Below are 16,938 nucleotides of genomic sequence, written 5' to 3'. Positions count from 1 at the left end.
GCAGACACCGGTGTCGCCTGCGACAGAACGGCCGAATCGCCCGCGGTTTACGATCGGACAACACTGCCGCTTCAGCGTGGCGGAAACCGGGGGCGTTGCGTTGGGGCCGACTATCACCGAGGGGCAGAGGGCCGTCCGCCAGCTGGTGACGATCGGCGTGGCGGTGATCCTGCTGGTGATCGCCGGGACGGCGGGCCTGCTCACCTTCGCCTCCCACGCGCTCGACGAGCTGCAGGCCAGCGAGGACCGGGCGCTGATCTCCAACACCCTGCATCGCTCGCTGGCCGGGCTGGCGAGCGACGTGACCACGGCCACGGTCTGGGACCAGGCCTATGAGGAGCTGAAGCCCGGCGGCGACCAGGTCTGGGCCGACGAGGAAGTCGGCACCTACTACGCCAACAACCGCGGCCACGACGCGACCCTGGTGCTGGACCGGTCGGACCGGCCCTTCTACGCCTGGACCGCCGGCGAGCGGACGGACGCCGCGAACCTGGCGGCCCTGCAACGCGACGCCGCCCCGCTGCTGCGCCGCGTGCGGGCCTTGGAAGCCTCGCGCAAGCCGCCGTCGCCGAGCCTGCGGGCCACCGATCCGGCCCTGGCCGAGACGGCGAGCGGCGTGGTGCGCTCGCAGGGCGCCTATTACCTGGTGGCGGTCTCGACGGTGACCCCGGAGAACGCCCTGTCGCCGCGCGCGCCCGGACGGGGGACGATCGTGATTTCCGCCCAGCGGATGGATCGCCAGCTGCTGCGCACCCTGGGCGAGATGGGGATCGGCGGCCCCCGCCTGGCGGCGCGCGCGCCGGCGGAGGGGCAGGCCATTCCCCTGACCGATATCGACGGCAAGGCGGTCGGGAGCCTGGCCTGGGACGCCAAGCAGCCGGGGGTGCAGGTCCTGCGGACCGCCGCGCCGCCGCTGCTGCTCGGGTTCGGCCTGCTGTTCATGGCCGCCGGGGGCCTGGCCCTGCTGGTGCGCCGGGTCACCGGGCGGATGGACCTCCACGAGGCCGCCCACCGCCAGGCCATGGGCGAGGTGATCCTGGCGCGCAACCGGGCCGAGGACGCCAACCTCGCCAAGTCGCAGTTCCTGGCCAATATGAGCCACGAGATCCGTACGCCGCTGAACGGGGTGCTGGGCATGGCCGACGTGCTGTCGCGCAGCTCGCTCACGGCCGACCAGCAGGACAAGCTGCATGTGATCCGCGACTCCGGCGAGATCCTGCTGGCGGTGCTGAACGACCTGCTGGACCTGGCCAAGATCGAGGCCGGCCGCCTGGACCTCGACATCCATGATTTCGACCTGGCGGCGGCGGTCAATTCGGCGGTGCGTCCCTTCGCGGGCCTGGCCGCCCAGAAGGATGTCGGCTTCCGTCTGAGCCTCGGCGAGGGCGTCGCGGGGCTCTGGCGCGGCGACGCGGTGCGGCTGCGGCAGGTGCTGGCCAATCTCGCCTCCAACGCCGTGAAGTTCACGTCCGAGGGCGAGGTCGAGCTCTCGGTTTCGGTGGCGGGCGAGGGCCTCGCCTTCGCCGTGCGCGACACCGGTCTGGGGATCCCGGCCGATCGGGTCGGCGACCTGTTCGACAAGTTCACCCAGGCCGACGCCACCACCACCCGCCAGTTCGGCGGCACGGGGCTGGGCCTGGCGATCTGCCGCCAGCTGGTGGAGCTGATGGGCGGGGCGATCTCGGCCATCAGCGAGCTGGGCGTCGGATCAACCTTCAGCTTCCACGTGCCGATTCAGCGGATGGGCGACGTCGCCCAGGCCGCCGACGCGGGCCTGGAGGCGCAGGCCGAGATGGCGCCGCTCCGCGTCCTGGCGGTCGAGGACAACAAGACCAACCAGCTGCTGCTCACCGCCCTGCTCGGCCCCATGGGCCTCGACATCCAGCTGGCCGGGGACGGCAGCGAGGCCGTCGTCCTGTTCGGCGAGGCCGAGTGGGACCTGATCCTGATGGACATCCAGATGCCGCTGATGAACGGGATCGAGGCGACCAAGGCGATCCGGCTGCTGGAGCGCAGCCAGGGTCGTCGGAGGACCCCGATCCTGGCCCTGTCGGCCAATGTGATGCGCGACCAGGTCGGCGAGTATCTCGCCGCCGGCATGGACGGTTTCGTGGCCAAGCCGATCAACGCCGCCGAGCTGATCCGGGCGATGCAGGCGGCGCTCGCGCCGGACGAAGCGGCGCATGCGGCGGGCGTGGGCTAGCCTATAGACCGCTCATCCCGTCGCGCGCTGAGGCAGGGCGAAGTGGCGGATGTAGGCCCAGAGCTCGGCGATCTCCAGGGCGGCGACCGGATCGCCCGCCTCCTCGGCGGAACGGCCGTGCTCCAGCGCGCTCTGATAGACCATGCGCGAGCGGATGAGGGTCGGCGCGATCGGCTGGCCCAGCACCGCCAGGGCGCGCAGGGCGCGGCGGACGGCGGGGGACTCGACACCGTGGCGGGCCGGCGGCGCCTGGTTGACCACCAGCAACACCGGCTTCTTCAGGCGGCGGATGATGGCCACCGACTCGATGGCCGCCGCCAGGTCCAGGAAGGCCGGGCGGACCACCAGGAGGCAGAGGTCGGCGAGCACGATGGCGCTGGCCTGCTCCTCGGTGACGCCGGCGGCGGTGTCGATGACCATGACGTCGGTCCCGCGGCGCACGGCGCTCATCTGCAGGTCGTAGAGCTTGCTGCCGGCGATGGCGACGCGGTCGGGGCCCAGGCCGTGGCGCGAGCGCAGGGCCTCAATGGCGGAACGCTGCGGATCGACGTCGGCCAGCAGGGTGTGCCAGCCGCGCAACCAGGCCGCCAGGGCCAGGTGGACGGCGAGCGTGGTCTTGCCCGAGCCGCCCTTGCGGGCGACCAGCGCGATGGTGAACATCGGGCCCTCCCTCCCTGGGAGGGTCCTGATTAACGGTCGGCGGGGGCGAAGCGTTGCGCTAGGCGGACCGCCGTCCCCTCTACGGCATGATCCGCATCCGCCGCAGGACGAACCAAGCCCCGCCCACGACCGCCAGGCAGAGGGCCGAGGCGACGACGAAGCCCGCGCGGTCGTCGGCGAACGGGATGCCCGGCAGGTTCATTCCGAAGGCCCCGACGATCAGGGTGGGCGGGATCAGCAGGCTCGACATGACGGTGAGCGCGCGCATGCTGCGGTTGGTGGCGCTGGTGATACGGGTGTCGAGCTCCTCGTGCAGCAGGCGGGCGCGCTCCTGCAGGCTGACGGTCTCCCGATCGAGGTCCTCGGCCTCCTGGGCCAGGCGCGAGAGCTGGACGGGGAGGACGGCGACCTTATGGGCCTCGCGCGGGCTCATGGCCCGGTGCAGGGCGCTGCGCAGGCCGAGATATTCCCGATGGTCGCGCGACAGGCCCCTGCGCAGAGGGCCGAGCTTGACCCCGTCCAACTCGCCCGCATCGGCCAGCATGCGGTCCTCGATGCGGTCCAGGGCCTCGGCGGCGGCGTGCAGGCGGGCCTCGGCGACGTCCACATAGCGTTCGACGAGCCGGATCACCGCCTCGGCCGGCGAGGCCAGGCGCCCGCCCCGCTCGAGGTCGCGGCGCACATCGTCGACCACGCAGAGGGCCTGGCGGCGCGCGGTTATCAGCCGCCGCGGCCCCATGGCGAACATCAGCCGGCCGACTCCAATAGCGGCGCCGTCCAGGTCGCGCTCGAAGTCCGGCAGGACGCCATAGGCCCAGTCCCCGGCGAACTGGATCTGCACCCGCTGCTCGGCGCGCAGGATCAGTTCGAGGGCGGCGGCGGGCGGTTCCTTGAGCTGTTCCAGATGGAGCCGGGCGCGCTGGTCGCTGAGCGGGAAATGGGTCCAGACCCAGTCCTGGGCGGCGAGCGCGGGGGCCAGGGCCTGATCGGTCAGCGCAGCGGCCGCGCCGTCGCGGAAGGCATAGGCCCAGAGGAAAGCGCCCGTCTGGGCCATGATCAAGTCCCCCGCCGCATGGCGAAGACCCATCCTGCCGGGGTTCTGTGACGATCCGGCGTCGGACGATAGCGCCGGCGCCGCATGAGGCGCTATGACCGGCGAGTTCAGCGAAAGATCCCGCCATGCACACCGGTTCTTGCCTCTGCCGCGCCGTCCGCTTCGAGGTTGCGGGCGACCTCGCGCCCATCCAGCTCTGCCACTGCGGCGACTGCCGAAAGGCGCAGGGCGGAGCGTTCGCGACCAATATCCCTGTGGCCACGGCGGACTTCACCCTGCTGAGCGGCGAAGGCGAACTTCGCGCCTACGAGTCCTCGCCGGGCAAGGAGCGGGTGTTCTGCGGTCGCTGCGGGGGCCCGGTGTTCAGCCGGCTGGCCAGCAAACCCGAGGTGGTGCGCCTGCGCGCCGGGACCCTGGACGAGCCGGTGGAGGCGGAGATCGGCTTCCACGCCTATGTGGCCTCGAAGGCCAGTTGGTGGCCGATCACCGACGACGCGCCCTGCTACCTCGCCGGCCGGCCGGCCTAGGCGCAACCACCCCGGCGGCTATTTCGACGCCGGACTGAGCCGCGCCGCGCCGCCTTCCGGCAGATGGGCCTCATAGGGGCCGAAGCGCGGATCGGGCCTCATGTAGTCGGTGGAGACGTACTGGGCGCCGGCGGCGAAGGCGGCGTCCTGGCGGCTGCGATCATTGGTCCGCGCCTCGGCGGTGTCGGCGTCGGCGCGCGTGCGGACGATGAGGCCGGCCCTGACCGCCGCGGCGATGCGGTCGGCCTGGTCCTTCGGTTCGTTCAGGGTGATGTAGGCCGCCGCCGGCGAGGTCTCGTCGATATTGACGAACATCACCCGGCCCTCCAGCGACTTGCGCGCGCCGCGATAGATCTCGACCTGCTCGATGGGGGCGTCGAGGGCGAACATCACCTTGCCGCGCCCGGCCTTCAGCTTCGGCCAGGCGTGGGCGAAGGCGGCCTCGCGCAGGGTGGCGCGGCGACCCTGGACCTGGTCGGGAGTGATCAGCTCGCCGGGCTGGAAGACCGAACGGATCTCGGCGTCGACGGCGTCCATGGCCGCGGCGTCGAAGGGCTGGGCCAGGACGGCGCCCGGCAGGTCCAGCTTGCCCTCCTTGAGGTTCAGCAGGATCAGCAGCGGCACATGGTCGGGGTGGGCCTTCGACCAGGCGCGGATCTCCGCCAGGCAGCCGGTGAACAGCGGGCAGTTGGAGCGGTAGTCCAGGTCCTGGACGTGCATGACCTTGAAGCCGGGGCCCTTCAGGGGCGTGAGGTCGTAGGGCAGATCGTCAGCGAATTTCTTGACCAGGGGATCGGCATAGCGCCCGCCCTGCGGGTCGTAGAGGATGTCCAGCTCCAGTTGCCGGGCGCCGGCGGCAAGCTGATCGGTCAGGGGCGGATGGGCGTAGTCGAGGCCGGCGGCCTCCTTCGGATTGGAGCCGCGCAGCAGCTTCATCTGGGCCGGCGAGATCGCCTGCTTGTAGGAGTTGTGGGTGCCGATCGCCTGGATCTGGTTGATCTTCAGCGCATCGACCCGGGCGCGCGTGCAGCCCGGTTCTCCCGAGGGCGCTTCCAGGTCGCAATGGGCGGCGATGGCCAGGGCGGCGGCGAACAGCGATGCGATCATGGAGCGTGCCTAGGTTTCGTGTTCAACACTCTAGCTCGTAGTTCGGTGTCCTTCTCCCCTTGCGGGAGAAGGTGGCAGGCGAAGCCTGACGGATGAGGGGTCGAGAGGCCTATCCGGTTAATGGCGGCGAAGCCGCGAAGGCCCGAGGATAGAGGAACCACAAAGGACACCAAGGACACGAAGGACCACGAAGTTCATGAGGACGCGGATGGCGCGAGGCTCTGACGCGGCCCCTTGGTGCTCCTTTGTGTCCTTGGTGTCCTTCGTGGTTCAATTCGGCTTCGCCGATCTAACCGGCACGTTCTGAGCGACCCCTCATCCGACCGTTCTTCGAACGGCCACCTTCTCCCGCAAGGGGAGAAGGAACGCGAATTAGCGCGTCCTTGCGACAGTCTCGCCTAGGTCTTGACGCGCGTCACGGTGATCTCCAGCGGCGGGTCGGGATAGACCCCCGCGGCGATGCCGGGGAACAGCTCGAGGAAGCGCTCGGGATAGATGCGTTCGGTCAGCCCCGCGAGTTCGACCGGGGTCCACCAGCGGATGTCGTCGATCAGGTCGGTCTCGTAGTCGGCCCAGCCCGCGCGGGAGGGCTCGCCGCCGGGGCAGCGGCCGACAAAGTAGTGCTCCTTGAACAGCACCCGCTCGCCGGTGACCAGGTTCCCGGCCCCGGACCGGGTCCAGACCACCGGGCCGAGGTCGACCTCGGTGAAGCCGGTTTCCTCAGCGACCTCGCGGCGGGCGGCCTCGATCAGGGTTTCGCCGGGATCGACGCCGCCGCCGACCGTGTGCCAGGCCGAACTGCTGGCCGGACGGCCGGGCATCCGGCCACGCAGCAGCAGGATGGCGCCGGCGGGGTCGAACAGCAGCACACGGGATGTCAGGCGCTCGCGCATTGGGCGGGTATAGCGTCAAAGGGTCACGGCTGGCGACAGCAGGGCGATCGCATATGGCGCTTTCACCTCCTCTCCCCATTCATGGGGAGAGGGTAGGGTGAGGGGACGCGGCGCGAAGCGGCGCAATCCGGTCTCTCAACAAGCTCTGTGCGGCGGAGACGCCCCCCTCACCCTACCCTCTCCCCCCGAAGGCGGGTGGAGAGGAGGCCAGCGCCGCAGCCTCCGAGCCATATGCGATAGCCCTACTGGCGACAGGGGGCCGTCCGGGCGTCTCAACGCCAAATTAAGCTCAGTGGTTACAAGATGTTGGTCGCATCTATTGGAGAGTCGCCTTGCAACTCAGTCCGCAGCGTCTGCTCGGCTTCGCGTTCGCCAGCGCGGACCTTCTCCTCGAGATCACCGCCGAAGGCAGGATCGGTTTCGCCATCGGCGCCAGCGAGGCGCTGTCCGGTTCGGCCGAGACCGCCCTGGTCGGCCGCGCCTGGCGCGACTTCATCGATCCCCGCGACCGCCCGATGGTCGAGGCCCTGCTGGGCGGCCTGAACGAAGGCGGGCGTGGCGGGCCGGTGGTGGTGACCCTGGCGGGTTCGGCCGGCGCCAGCGAGCGCGGCGCCTCGTTCACCGCCTTCCGCATGCCGGGCAATGAGGGGGCGATCTCCTGCGCCTTCAGCCGCGCCGCGGCCAAGGTGATGCACGGCCTGCACGACAAGAGCTCCTTCGAGACCGCCACGGCGGCGCTGATCGAGACGGCCAAGGCCACCGGCCAGGAACTGGAAATGGCCCTGGTCGAGCTGGGCGGCCTGGGCGCCCTGCGCAAGCTGCTGGGCCCCGAGGCGTCCAAGGACCTCGACGACCGCCTGGCCGGCGCCCTGCGCGCCCAGTCGCACGGCGGCGGCGCGGCCGCCAACCTCGGATCGGACCGCTTCGCCCTGGTGCGCCCCAAGGGCGACAGCGTGGACGCCCTGGTCCAGCGGCTGATCCAGCTGGTGGCCATCGACCCCAAGCACGGCGTCAAGCCGGACGCGCGGACCATGAGCCTGATGGGCGACGCCTCGCCCGGCCAGATCCTGCGCGCCCTGCGCTACTCGCTCGACAACTTCATCAAGGACGGGATGGACGGCAAGCCGTCCACGACCCTCAACGAGGCGGTCAGCCGCTCGGTGCAGCGCACGCTGGTGGAGGTCGGCGCGCTCGGCGAGGCGGTCAACGAGAAGCGCTTCCGGCTGGTCTACCAGCCGGTGGTGAACCTCAAGGCCAACGCCGCCCTGCACCACCATGAGGTCCTGGTCCGTTTCGGCGACAACGCCAGCCCCTTCCCGATGATCCGCATGGCCGAGGAGCTCGACCTGATCGAGGCCCTCGACATCGCCGTGGTCGAACAGACCATCGCCAAGCTGGCCTCCGATCCGCAGCTGAAGCTGGCGGCCAATATCTCCGGCCGCACCATCACCAGCCCGGCCTTCGTCCAGGCGACCAAGACCATGCTGGCCGGGACTCCCGAGGCCTGCGGCCGGCTGCTGTTCGAGATCACCGAGAGCGCGGCCATCGACGACCTGGCCTTGGCCGACCGCCACCTGAAGGCCCTGCGCTCCGAAGGCTGCATGATCTGCCTCGACGATTTCGGCGCCGGGGCCGCGTCCCTGGCCTACCTGCAGCAACTCACCCTGGACATCGTCAAGATCGACGGTCGCTACATCCGCGAGCTGCAGCACGGCGGCCGCGAGAGCAACTTCATCCGCCAACTGGTGACCATGTGCTCGGAACTGGGGGTCAAGACCCTTGCCGAGATGGTGGAGAACGCCAACGCCGAGGAAGCCGTGCGCCGGGCCGGGGTCGACTTCGCCCAGGGCTGGTTCTACGGCGCGCCCGCCGACACCCCCGAGCAGCCGACAGGGGCCGCCGTCGACACCCTGGCCCACGTGAAGCCCGCGGCGCGGCGGATGGGGTCGGTGGAGGGCTGGGGCTAGGCCCTATGGCGGCGATCCGCGCCTGAGCATGGCGTAGGCCAAGCCCGGGGCGAGGCGAAGGAGGTGGGGCAAGAGGCCGGCCTTTCCCACCGCGATCTCCGATCGTCCGCGACGGACGCCCGCGAGGATTTCGGTCGCGGCCTGCTCGGCGGTGATCTTGCCCCGCCCGCGGCCGGCGGTCATGTCCGTCTCGACCAGCGGCAGCAGCACGTGGTGCACGGCGACCGGAAGACCCGCGTCCTCGAGTTGATAGCGCAAGGCCCGCGAATAGGTCCGCAGGGCCGCCTTGGTGGCGCAGTAGACCGGCGCGCTCGCCTTCGGCGCCAGCGCCAATCCGCTGCCGATATTGACCACCGCGCCATGGGCCTCGACCAGGTGGGGCATCACCGCGGCGGTGAGCGCGACGATGCTCGTCAAGTTGGTGGCGATCTCGTCCTGGGCGGCGGCCAGCACCTCCGCGCCGTTCCCGTCCAGATGGGACATGTTCACCTGCACGCCCGCGTTGTTGATCAACAGGTCCAGGCCGCCAAGTATTTCGACCGCGCGCTCGCCGAGCTCGAGCGCGCCCTCGGGATGGGAGAGATCGCAAGGCGCGGCGACGGCGCCGAGCTGGGCGGCCGCCGCCTCCAACCGCGCGGCGTCGCGACCGCAGATCACCACCTTGGCGCCGGCATCGCAAAGCGCCTGGGCCAGGGCGCGCCCGACGCCCCTGCCCCCTCCGGTCACCAGAGCTCGCATCATGCCTCCTGAGCCTCGAACGCGCGGAAGCCCTCTTCCACGCTCATCACGATTTCGACGACCTCGAAATAGGGCGTGCTGAACAGCCGGGAGTCCCTCAGGCGCTCGACCACGCAGTAATAGGCCCAGATGTCCTCTGTCTCGAAGAGGGCGATGTCGGTGCAGCGTCCGTGGAACGCCTCGGCGTCGAAGTACCGGAAGGCCACGCCCGACCCGGCCAAGGCCCCCGCGAAGGCCGGCGTGGCGATGTCGCGACGCGCCTCGCGCGAAAGCGACAGCCAGGCCGGCGTGGTGCGCAGATGCATGAAGATGGCGTAGCCCATCCTATTTGCCCCCGCCGGCGACCGTCTTCGGCCAATGCGCGCGCCAGGGCCGGGCCCGCTCGAGTTCGAAGGCCAGGTTGAGCAGCGTCGCCTCCTGGCCGAGACCCGCGGTGAACTGGCTGCCGATCGGCAGGCCGACGGAACTGCGGAACAGAGGGACCGACATGGCCGGGACGCCGGCCACGTTCTGCCAGGGCGTGTAGGTCGCGTAGGCCACCATCCGGTCCCACAGCTCGTCGAACGGGACGGTCGGGGCGAGATGGCCGATGGGCACGGACGGCTTCGCCAGAACCGGCGACAGAAGGACGTCGAACTGTCCGAAATAGGCGTGGCAGGCCTGCTCGACGCCGCCCAGATGGGCCAGGGCCGCCGGCAGGCGGTCGGGGGCCTGGGCGGCGAAATACCGGGCGAAAGCAAGCGTGAAGGGTTCCAGCACGGTCTCGTCCGGCTCGCGGCCGGCGCGCGCGCGGTAGCCGGCGACGACGCCCGCGGCGCCGGCGGACCAGACGACCTTGAAGTGGTCGAGAAACGCAGCGCCGCTGAACGGAAGACGGCTCTCGACCACCTCGTGCCCGAGATCGGCGCAGAGCCGGGCTGTCGCCCGGATGGCGCGCGCAACCTCGGGATCGGGTTGGCGGCCCGACATGTCGGTCAGATACCAGCCGATGCGCAGGCGCCGCTTCGACGGCCCCGAGACTAGTCCCACGGACGGCAGGCCCGCGCTCGAACCCACGGCCTCGGTCAAGGCCAGCAGCGTCGCGCTGTCGCGCACCGAGCGGCTGAGGCAGTGCTCGACGGAAAGGTCCGGCGTGCGCGTCTCCCGGCGCGACGGGGGTTGTCGGCCGCGCGACGGCTTCAGTCCAAACAGGCCGCAGCAGGACGCTGGAATGCGGATGGAGCCGCCACCGTCGCTGGCGTGGGCGAAGGCCACCATCCCTGACGCCACGGCCGCCGCGGAGCCCCCGCTGGACCCGCCCGGCGAATAGGCGATGTTCCACGGGTTGCGCGTGGGGGGACCCAGCAGCGGTTCGGTCGTCGGAATGAGCCCGAACTCAGGGGTGGCGGACTTTCCAAGCACGATGAGCCCCGCCGCGTCTGTGCGGGCCATGTAGTCGGAGCGAAAGGAGCTCGCGACCCCCGACGTCATCCGCGACCCGGAGCGATGCGGCAGGCCGGGATATTCCACCAGGTCCTTGATCAGATAGGGCACGCCGCCGAAGGGGCCGGCGATCGACGTCGCCGCCCGCGCCCGGGCCTGGTCGAAGCCCCTGGAGACGACGGCGTTGAGCACCGGATCGAGGCTTTCGATGCGCGCGATCGCGGCCTCCACCAGTTCGGCGGCGGTAACCTCCTTGCGTCGGACAAGGGCGGCCTGGGCGGTGGCGTCCAGGTCGGAGAAGGGCGCGGCCGGCGCCGCGGCGGCGCGCCAGGCTGGCGTGCTCGCCAGGACAGCGCCCGCTCCGAGCGCCAGGCTGCGGCGGGTGACGGCAGGGAACGGCATCGCATCCTCCTCGTACGCCGCGGACGTGGCGGCCCACCGAAGAGATGCGAGATGCACATTTCAGGAAACTCAGATAATTTGAGGTATTCCGTTCGGATTATCTGGAGGACTGTCCGTGCACGCAAACCTCCTGGACCAGCTGCGGATCTTTTCGCTCATCGCCGAGCTGGGCAGTTTTTCGAAAGCCGCGCGCCACCTCGATCGTCCGGTCTCGGCGGTGAGCTACGCCATCGTCACGCTGGAAACCCACCTCGGCCTGAAGCTGTTCGACCGCGCGCCGGCCGGGCGCGGCCTCACCGACGAGGGTCGCACGGTGCTGCAGGACGCCGAGGTGATCCTGCGGCGCGTGGCGCAGTTCGATTCCCGGGTGCGGGCGATGCGCGAGGGCGAGAACACCGACATCGCCCTGGCGGTGGAAACCTCGTTCCCGGACGGGCTGCTGTCGACGGGGCTCGCGGCCTTCTCGTCGCTCTACCCCTTCGTCTCCGTGTCCGTGACCCGGACGACCGCCAAGACAGTCGGGATACGGGTGGCCGAGGGTGAGGGGGTCCTGGGCGTCACCCTGCTGGACGCCGGCCTGCAGGGCGGACGCCTCGACGGGACCCAGATCGCGGCGGATGTGATCGTCATCGTGGCCAGTCCGGCCCACGCCCTGGCTCGGATGGAACGGCCGATCGCCATGCGCGACCTGGACACCCATCGGCAGATCCATCTCCATGACGGACCGCTGGACCGCCGCGACTTCGACTACCGGGTCCATGGGACCGACGTGTGGCTGGTGGACAATCTCGGCGAGCAGGAAGCGTTCGTCCGCCGCGGGATCGGCTGGGCCTTCATGCCGCGCGGCGTGGTCGGACCGGCGCTCGCCGCCGGCGCCTTGGTGACGCTCGACTGCGAGGACGTGCGAACGCCGCCGCTACGCCGGTTCGCCGCGATCTGGCGTCGCGACCAGGCGCCCGGAAAGATCGGGCACGACCTCATCGGCCAGCTGGCGGACACCGCATCGGCCGAGAGCGCGGCGCGACCTGGCTAGGCCCGCGCCACCCATTCTCCCAGGTTCCGCTCCAGCACGGTCAGCGGCATGGAGCCCGAGAGCAGGGCCGCGTCGTGCCAGGCTTTCAGGTCGAACTTCGGGCCCAGCTTGGCCTTGGCCTCCTCGCGCAGGCGGGCCCAGACGGTGTGGCCGACCTTGTAGCTGGTGGCCTGGCCCGGCGAGCAGCAGTAGCGGTCGATCTCGCGCAGGGCGCGCGAGCGCGGATAGCCGGTGACGCTGACCATGTAGTCGGTGGCCTGGTCGCGGGTCCAACGCTTGTGGTGCAGGCCGGTGTCGACCACCAGGCGCGAGGCGCGGAACAGGAAGGACTGCAGGTAACCCGCCTCCCCCCACGGGTCGCCCTCATAGACCCCCATCTCGTTGGCGAGCTGCTCGGCATAGAGCGCCCAGCCCTCGGTGAAGGCCGAGAAGCCGCCGCCGGTGCGCCGGATGATCGGGATCTTCGTGCTCTCCTGGCTGAGCGCGATCTGCAGGTGATGGCCCGGCGTAGCCTCGTGATAGACCAGGGTCGGCAGGTTGTACTTGGGCCATTCGTGGGTGTTCTTCAGGTTGATGAAGAAGGCCGCCGGGCGCGAACCGTCGAGCGCCGCGCTCTGGTAATAGCCGTTGGACGCGCCGTCCTGGATGAAGGCCGGCACGCGCTTGACCGTCACCTCGGCCTTGGGAAGCGTGGCGAAGGCCTGGGGCAGGCGCGCGGCGATGGCGGCCACCTGGACATTAAGGTCGGCGATCAGGGCCGCGCGGCCTTCGTCGGTGTTGGCGTAGAGCTGTTTGGGGTCGGCGTTGAGCGCGGTCAGCCGCTCGGCCACCGTGCCCTTGGTCATGCCCTGGCCCTTGAGGATCACGTCCAGGCGCGCGGTGATGTCGGCCACCTGATCGAGGCCGAGCTTGTGGATCTCCTCGGCGGAGAGGTCGGTGGTGGTCGAGGCCTTCAGGCCCCCGGCGTAGTAGGCCGCCCCGTCCTTCAGCTTCCAGACCCCGGCGTCGGCGGTGGCGATGGCGCGCGCGGCGGTCATGGCGGCGATCTGGCGGTCCAGGGCCGGGAAGATCTCGCCGGCGACGATCTTGGTCGCCGGTCCTGCATAGTCGCCCGGCAGGTTGGCGGCCTTGGCCTTGCCGGCGATGGAGGTGACCATGACGGTCGCCTCGGGCGCCTGGTCGCGCAGGGCCCGCATCTGGCCCAGCGCCAGGTCGCAGATGAAGTCCGGAGGCACGACGCCGGCGGCCAGGTCGGTCTTCATCCGGTCGAGGTCCTGGTCCAGGGCGACGGTGAAGGCCTTGAGGCGGGCCATGTAGGCGTCGGCGTCCGCGGCGGTCACCACCCGGTGCTGGTTGTCCAGGAAGTCCGGGATGTCCTGGTAGACCCCGGTCTGCTGGCTGACCACATAGGGACTGAAGCGACCGCCCACCGAGCCGAACTTGAAGCGCTCCCCGGCCGCGAGCGCGTTCTCCTGGCCGTAGAGCACCGTGTCGAGGTCGACCTTGGAGGCCGGCGACAGGGCGGCCCGCTCGATGGCCTTCAGCTTGGCCACCCGGTCGCGGGTCTTGCCCAGGCGCTTGACGCGGCCGGCCTCGGAATAGTCGTCGAGCTGGCTCTTCAGGGCCGCGCGGGGGCCCTTGTCGAGGCCCAGGCCGGTGGCGCGCTCGGGGCTGTCGTCGACCATCTCCTCGAACATGGCGTCGAGCAGGGCGTTCAGCCGCGCGTCTTCCGACCCCTGGGCCAGGGCGGGCGTGGCCGCGACGAGGGCGCCGGCGGCGGTGGTCGCCAGGAAGGCGCGACGGTCGAACATGGTCATGGATCAGGCCCCGGAGCTACGATGTGACGGGACCCTATGGGGCGGTATGCGAGGGCGGCAAGACGACGCCGTGGCGCGGCGGGTTAATTCGGCGTAATGCAAGCAGAGCGCCGTAATGGGCCTGTCGCAGAACCACCCCAATCTGCGCGTAGCTTTCGCCGCGACCTCATTTCCTGGAAGTTACTCCGACGTGACCGAGACCAAACCCGCCGACTGGAATCGCAAACTCGCCGCCTATAGGCGCCCCGACTGGCGCCGCAGCCTGTTCGAGCTCGTGCTGACCGCCACCGCGCTCGGCGGCCTCTGGACCCTCGGCTGGGTGGCCATGCATTTCGGCCTGTGGTGGCTGGCCTTGGTGCTGACCGTGCCGGCGGCGGCCTTCCTGGTGCGACTGTTCATGATCCAGCACGATTGCGGCCACGGCTCGTTCTTCGCGGCCAAGGCGGCCAATGACTGGGTCGGCCGGGCCATTGGCCTGCTGACGCTCACGCCTTACGAATACTGGCGCCACACCCACGCCATCCACCATGCCACCTCGGGCAATCTGGACCGCCGAAGCCTCGGCGTGATCGAGATGCTGACCGTGGACGAATATCTGGCGCTGAGCCCGCGCCGGCGGCTGGCCTACCGGCTCTACCGCAATCCGGCGGTGATGTTCGGCCTGGGACCGAGCTTCGTGTTCTTCCTGCAGCAGCGCCTGCCCTTCGGCCTGATGAAGGCCGGCTGGAAGCCCTGGCTGTCGACGCTCGGCAACACCGCCATCATCGCCGTCGGGGTGGGCGTGATGATCTGGCTGCTGGGCCTGGCGCCGGTGATGCTGGTCAACTTCACCACCATGGTGATCGCCGCCACCATCGGGGTCTGGCTGTTCTTCGTGCAGCACCAGTACGAGGGCGTGGCCTGGTCGCGGAACAAGGACTGGAAGCGCGGCGAGGCGGCCCTGCTCGGCTCCTCGCACTATGACCTGCCCCAGCCCCTGCGCTGGCTGACCGCCAATATCGGCATCCATCACGTCCACCACCTGTCCAGCCGCATCCCCTTCTATCGCCTGCCCCAGGTGCTGAAGGACCATCCCGAGCTGAAGGACATGAGCCGCATCGGCCTGGTGGAAAGCTTCAAGAACGCCCGCCTGGCCCTGTGGGACGAGGCGAGCCAGCGGCTGGTCTCGTTCCGCGAGATCCACGGCCGGGTCGCGGCGGGCTAGCCACCGAAGATGCTCCCCTTCTGGGGGAGCTGTCGGCCGAATGGCCGACTGAGGGGGACTTTGACTCGCTTCGGCGGGCTTCAACCCCCTCCGTCTCGTCGCGAAGGGGCGACGATCCACCTCCCCCAAATCGCGCTGCGCGCTGGGGGAGGATCTATGACCTTCCGCGCACGTCAACTGCCCTGGCGTCAGGGTTGACCGAGGCGCGGGCCTGACCGCCAACTGGCTCCCACAAAACAAGAAATGTGGGAGGAATCCGGTGACCGCTTGGATCTTCGCCGACGTCTGGGAGGCGATCGCCGCCGCGCAGCCGGAGCGCCCGGCCCTGATCCAGGGCGAGCGTGTGGTGAGCTGGGGCCAGTTCGACGCCCGCGCCGACGCCCTGGCCGCGCATCTTGTCGCGAGCGGGCTCAGCCCCGAGGCCAAGGTCGCGGCCTATCTCTACAACGGTCCCGAATACATGGAGACCTATTACGCGGCCTTCAAAGCCGGCCTGGCGCCGATCAACACCAACTACCGCTATGGCGGCGACGAGCTGACCTACCTGTTCGACAACGCCGACGCCGAGGCGGTGGTGTTCCACGCCAGCTTCGCCGGCATGATCGAGACGATCCGCGGCCACCTGCCGACCGTGAAGCGCTGGGTCGCCGTGGCCGAGCCCGGCTGGCCGGTCCCGGCCTGGGCCGACGACTATGAGAGCGTGGTCGCCAAGGTCCCGGCGCAGCGACCATTCAAGGCGCCCTGGGGCCGCTCGCCCGATGACCTGCTGCTGCTCTATACCGGCGGCACCACCGGCATGCCCAAGGGCGTCATGTGGCGGCAGGACGACCTGTTCAACGTCATCGGGGCCGGCGGCAATGTGCTGCAGGGCGTCCCGCCCCTCACCAACGCCCAGGAGGCCGCCGAGCGGCTGACCGAGGAGCAGCGGCGGACCTTGGTCTGCTGCCCCCTGATGCACGGCACCGGCCAGTTCTCGGCCTTCATCACGCTGAATATGGGCGGCACGGTCGCCACCCTGCCCTCGCGCCAGTTCAACGCCATGGAGCTGTGGGACGAGGCGGTGCGGCTGAAGGCCGACGGGATCGTCATCGTCGGCCTGGCCTTCTCCACTCCCATGCTGGAAGCGCTGGAGGCCGATCCCGGCCGCTGGAACCTCGACCACGTCAAGACCATGAGCTCCTCGGGCTCCATGTGGAGCCAGGAGAACAAGCGCGGCCTGCTGTCCTTCGCCAAGAACGCCATGATCATGGACAGTTTCGGCTCCTCCGAGGCGGTCGGCCTGGGGGCCTCGGCCTCCGCGCCGGGGGCGGAGGCGGCGACGGCGGCCTTCATGCTGGGCCCCAACTGCGCGGTGTTCGCCGAGGACGGCCGCCGGGTGGAGGCGGGCTCCGGCGAGCGCGGCCTGGTGGCGGTCACCGGCTTCCTGCCGGTCGGCTACTACAAGGACCCGGAGAAGAGCGCCAAGACCTTCAAGACCATGGAGGGCCAGCGCTGGAGCGTCCCGGGCGACTGGGCCGAGGTCAATGCCGACGGCACGCTGAAACTGCTGGGCCGCGGCAGCCAGTGCATCAACACCGGCGGCGAGAAGGTCTTCCCCGAAGAGGTCGAGGAAGCGCTGAAGACCCATCCCGGGGTCCGGGACGCGGTGGTGGTGGGCGTTCCCGACTCCCGGTTCGGCGAACGCATCTGCGCGGTGGTCGAGGGCGACGCCGCCGCCCTGACGCTGGAGGCCATGGCGGCCCATGTGAAGTCGAGGCTCGCCGCCTACAAGGCGCCGCGCGAACTGGTGGTGGTCGACTCGATCGGCCGCGCGCCCAACGGCAAGGTCGACTACAAGGCCTCCCGCGACCGGGCCCTGGCGGCGCTGGGCGTCGGGGCGTAAGGCGGCATCGGGCCATCCAATTGCTCCCC

The 16,938-nt window shown here is 70.1% G+C and carries 14 protein-coding genes; 6 read left to right on the top strand and 8 right to left on the bottom strand.

The window, feature by feature from the left end; genetic code table 11:
- Nucleotides 1-100 precede the first annotated feature (100 nt).
- Nucleotides 101-2,203, top strand: a complete 2,103-nt coding sequence (locus V6M51_RS15385) for an ATP-binding protein (protein WP_332768541.1) — start codon at nucleotides 101-103, stop codon at nucleotides 2,201-2,203.
- Between the two features lie 12 nt (nucleotides 2,204-2,215).
- Here V6M51_RS15385 and V6M51_RS15380 read toward each other — a convergent pair whose 3' ends face one another.
- Together V6M51_RS15380 and V6M51_RS15375 are read right to left on the bottom strand one after the other, a co-directional pair.
- A complete protein-coding gene (locus V6M51_RS15380; protein ID WP_332768540.1) occupies nucleotides 2,216-2,863 on the bottom strand; it encodes a nucleotide-binding protein in 648 nt (215 codons plus the stop codon).
- A gap of 79 nt (nucleotides 2,864-2,942) precedes the next feature.
- Nucleotides 2,943-3,917, bottom strand: a complete 975-nt coding sequence (locus V6M51_RS15375; protein WP_332768539.1) for a CorA family divalent cation transporter — start codon at nucleotides 3,915-3,917, stop codon at nucleotides 2,943-2,945.
- Between the two features lie 125 nt (nucleotides 3,918-4,042).
- Here V6M51_RS15375 and V6M51_RS15370 point away from each other — a divergent pair, with 125 nt between their 5' ends.
- The gene (locus V6M51_RS15370; RefSeq protein WP_332768538.1) at nucleotides 4,043-4,444 is read left to right on the top strand and encodes a GFA family protein; all 402 of its coding nucleotides are present in this window, start codon (nucleotides 4,043-4,045) and stop codon (nucleotides 4,442-4,444) included.
- Between the two features lie 18 nt (nucleotides 4,445-4,462).
- On the opposite strand, the gene V6M51_RS15365 is transcribed toward V6M51_RS15370, so the two are convergent.
- On the bottom strand, nucleotides 4,463-5,551 hold the full coding sequence (locus V6M51_RS15365; RefSeq protein WP_332768536.1) for a phosphatidylinositol-specific phospholipase C1-like protein: 1,089 nt from the start codon (nucleotides 5,549-5,551) through the stop codon (nucleotides 4,463-4,465).
- 398 nt (nucleotides 5,552-5,949) lie between these two features.
- Nucleotides 5,950-6,444: an NUDIX hydrolase gene (locus tag V6M51_RS15360; protein WP_332768534.1), complete on the bottom strand. Its 495-nt coding sequence runs from the start codon at nucleotides 6,442-6,444 to the stop codon at nucleotides 5,950-5,952.
- Nucleotides 6,445-6,776: 332 nt separating this feature from the next.
- Between V6M51_RS15360 and V6M51_RS15355 the strand changes: the two genes are divergently transcribed.
- Complete coding sequence (locus V6M51_RS15355) at nucleotides 6,777-8,411, top strand: EAL domain-containing protein (RefSeq protein ID WP_332768533.1); 1,635 nt, start codon at nucleotides 6,777-6,779, stop codon at nucleotides 8,409-8,411.
- A gap of 3 nt (nucleotides 8,412-8,414) precedes the next feature.
- On the opposite strand, the gene V6M51_RS15350 is transcribed toward V6M51_RS15355, so the two are convergent.
- Genes V6M51_RS15350 through V6M51_RS15340 form a run of 3 tightly spaced genes read right to left on the bottom strand, consistent with a single transcriptional unit; the run spans nucleotide 8,415 to nucleotide 10,973 of the window.
- Nucleotides 8,415-9,149: an SDR family NAD(P)-dependent oxidoreductase gene (locus V6M51_RS15350; protein WP_332768531.1), complete on the bottom strand. Its 735-nt coding sequence runs from the start codon at nucleotides 9,147-9,149 to the stop codon at nucleotides 8,415-8,417.
- Entirely contained in the window at nucleotides 9,149-9,472 is a 324-nt protein-coding gene (locus tag V6M51_RS15345; protein ID WP_332768529.1) for a darcynin family protein, read from the bottom strand. The genes V6M51_RS15350 and V6M51_RS15345 overlap by 1 nt, the downstream gene beginning before the upstream one ends.
- Nucleotide 9,473: 1 nt before the next feature.
- The gene (locus V6M51_RS15340; protein ID WP_332768528.1) at nucleotides 9,474-10,973 is read right to left on the bottom strand and encodes an amidase; all 1,500 of its coding nucleotides are present in this window, start codon (nucleotides 10,971-10,973) and stop codon (nucleotides 9,474-9,476) included.
- 115 nt (nucleotides 10,974-11,088) lie between these two features.
- Between V6M51_RS15340 and V6M51_RS15335 the strand changes: the two genes are divergently transcribed.
- Entirely contained in the window at nucleotides 11,089-12,006 is a 918-nt protein-coding gene (locus V6M51_RS15335; protein ID WP_332768526.1) for a LysR family transcriptional regulator, read from the top strand.
- On the opposite strand, the gene V6M51_RS15330 is transcribed toward V6M51_RS15335, so the two are convergent.
- Nucleotides 12,003-13,823: a DUF885 domain-containing protein gene (locus tag V6M51_RS15330; RefSeq protein ID WP_332768524.1), complete on the bottom strand. Its 1,821-nt coding sequence runs from the start codon at nucleotides 13,821-13,823 to the stop codon at nucleotides 12,003-12,005. The genes V6M51_RS15335 and V6M51_RS15330 overlap by 4 nt on opposite strands.
- A 190-nt stretch (nucleotides 13,824-14,013) precedes the next feature.
- Between V6M51_RS15330 and V6M51_RS15325 the strand changes: the two genes are divergently transcribed.
- Nucleotides 14,014-15,027, top strand: coding sequence for a fatty acid desaturase (locus V6M51_RS15325; RefSeq protein ID WP_332768522.1), 1,014 nt, complete (start codon nucleotides 14,014-14,016; stop codon nucleotides 15,025-15,027).
- 259 nt (nucleotides 15,028-15,286) lie between these two features.
- Nucleotides 15,287-16,909, top strand: a complete 1,623-nt coding sequence (locus V6M51_RS15320) for an acyl-CoA synthetase (protein WP_332768520.1) — start codon at nucleotides 15,287-15,289, stop codon at nucleotides 16,907-16,909.
- Nucleotides 16,910-16,938: the final 29 nt, after the last annotated feature.

Origin of the sequence: Phenylobacterium sp. (assembly GCF_036677185.1) — a bacterium.
Taxonomy (GTDB): Bacteria; Pseudomonadota; Alphaproteobacteria; order Caulobacterales; family Caulobacteraceae; genus Phenylobacterium.
This window is presented reverse-complemented; position numbering and strand designations above follow the sequence as displayed.

What these genes read in the sequence shown, in the direction of transcription:
- V6M51_RS15380 (WP_332768540.1), bottom strand. Translation starts at nt 2,863, where the DNA reads ATGTTCACCATCGCGCTGGTCGCCCGCAAGGGCGGCTCGGGCAAGACC.
- V6M51_RS15375 (WP_332768539.1), bottom strand. Translation starts at nt 3,917, where the DNA reads ATGGCCCAGACGGGCGCTTTCCTCTGGGCCTATGCCTTCCGCGACGGC.
- V6M51_RS15370 (WP_332768538.1), top strand. Translation starts at nt 4,043, where the DNA reads ATGCACACCGGTTCTTGCCTCTGCCGCGCCGTCCGCTTCGAGGTTGCG.
- V6M51_RS15365 (WP_332768536.1), bottom strand. Translation starts at nt 5,551, where the DNA reads ATGATCGCATCGCTGTTCGCCGCCGCCCTGGCCATCGCCGCCCATTGC.
- V6M51_RS15360 (WP_332768534.1), bottom strand. Translation starts at nt 6,444, where the DNA reads ATGCGCGAGCGCCTGACATCCCGTGTGCTGCTGTTCGACCCCGCCGGC.
- V6M51_RS15350 (WP_332768531.1), bottom strand. Translation starts at nt 9,149, where the DNA reads ATGCGAGCTCTGGTGACCGGAGGGGGCAGGGGCGTCGGGCGCGCCCTG.
- V6M51_RS15345 (WP_332768529.1), bottom strand. Translation starts at nt 9,472, where the DNA reads ATGGGCTACGCCATCTTCATGCATCTGCGCACCACGCCGGCCTGGCTG.
- V6M51_RS15340 (WP_332768528.1), bottom strand. Translation starts at nt 10,973, where the DNA reads ATGCCGTTCCCTGCCGTCACCCGCCGCAGCCTGGCGCTCGGAGCGGGC.
- V6M51_RS15330 (WP_332768524.1), bottom strand. Translation starts at nt 13,823, where the DNA reads ATGACCATGTTCGACCGTCGCGCCTTCCTGGCGACCACCGCCGCCGGC.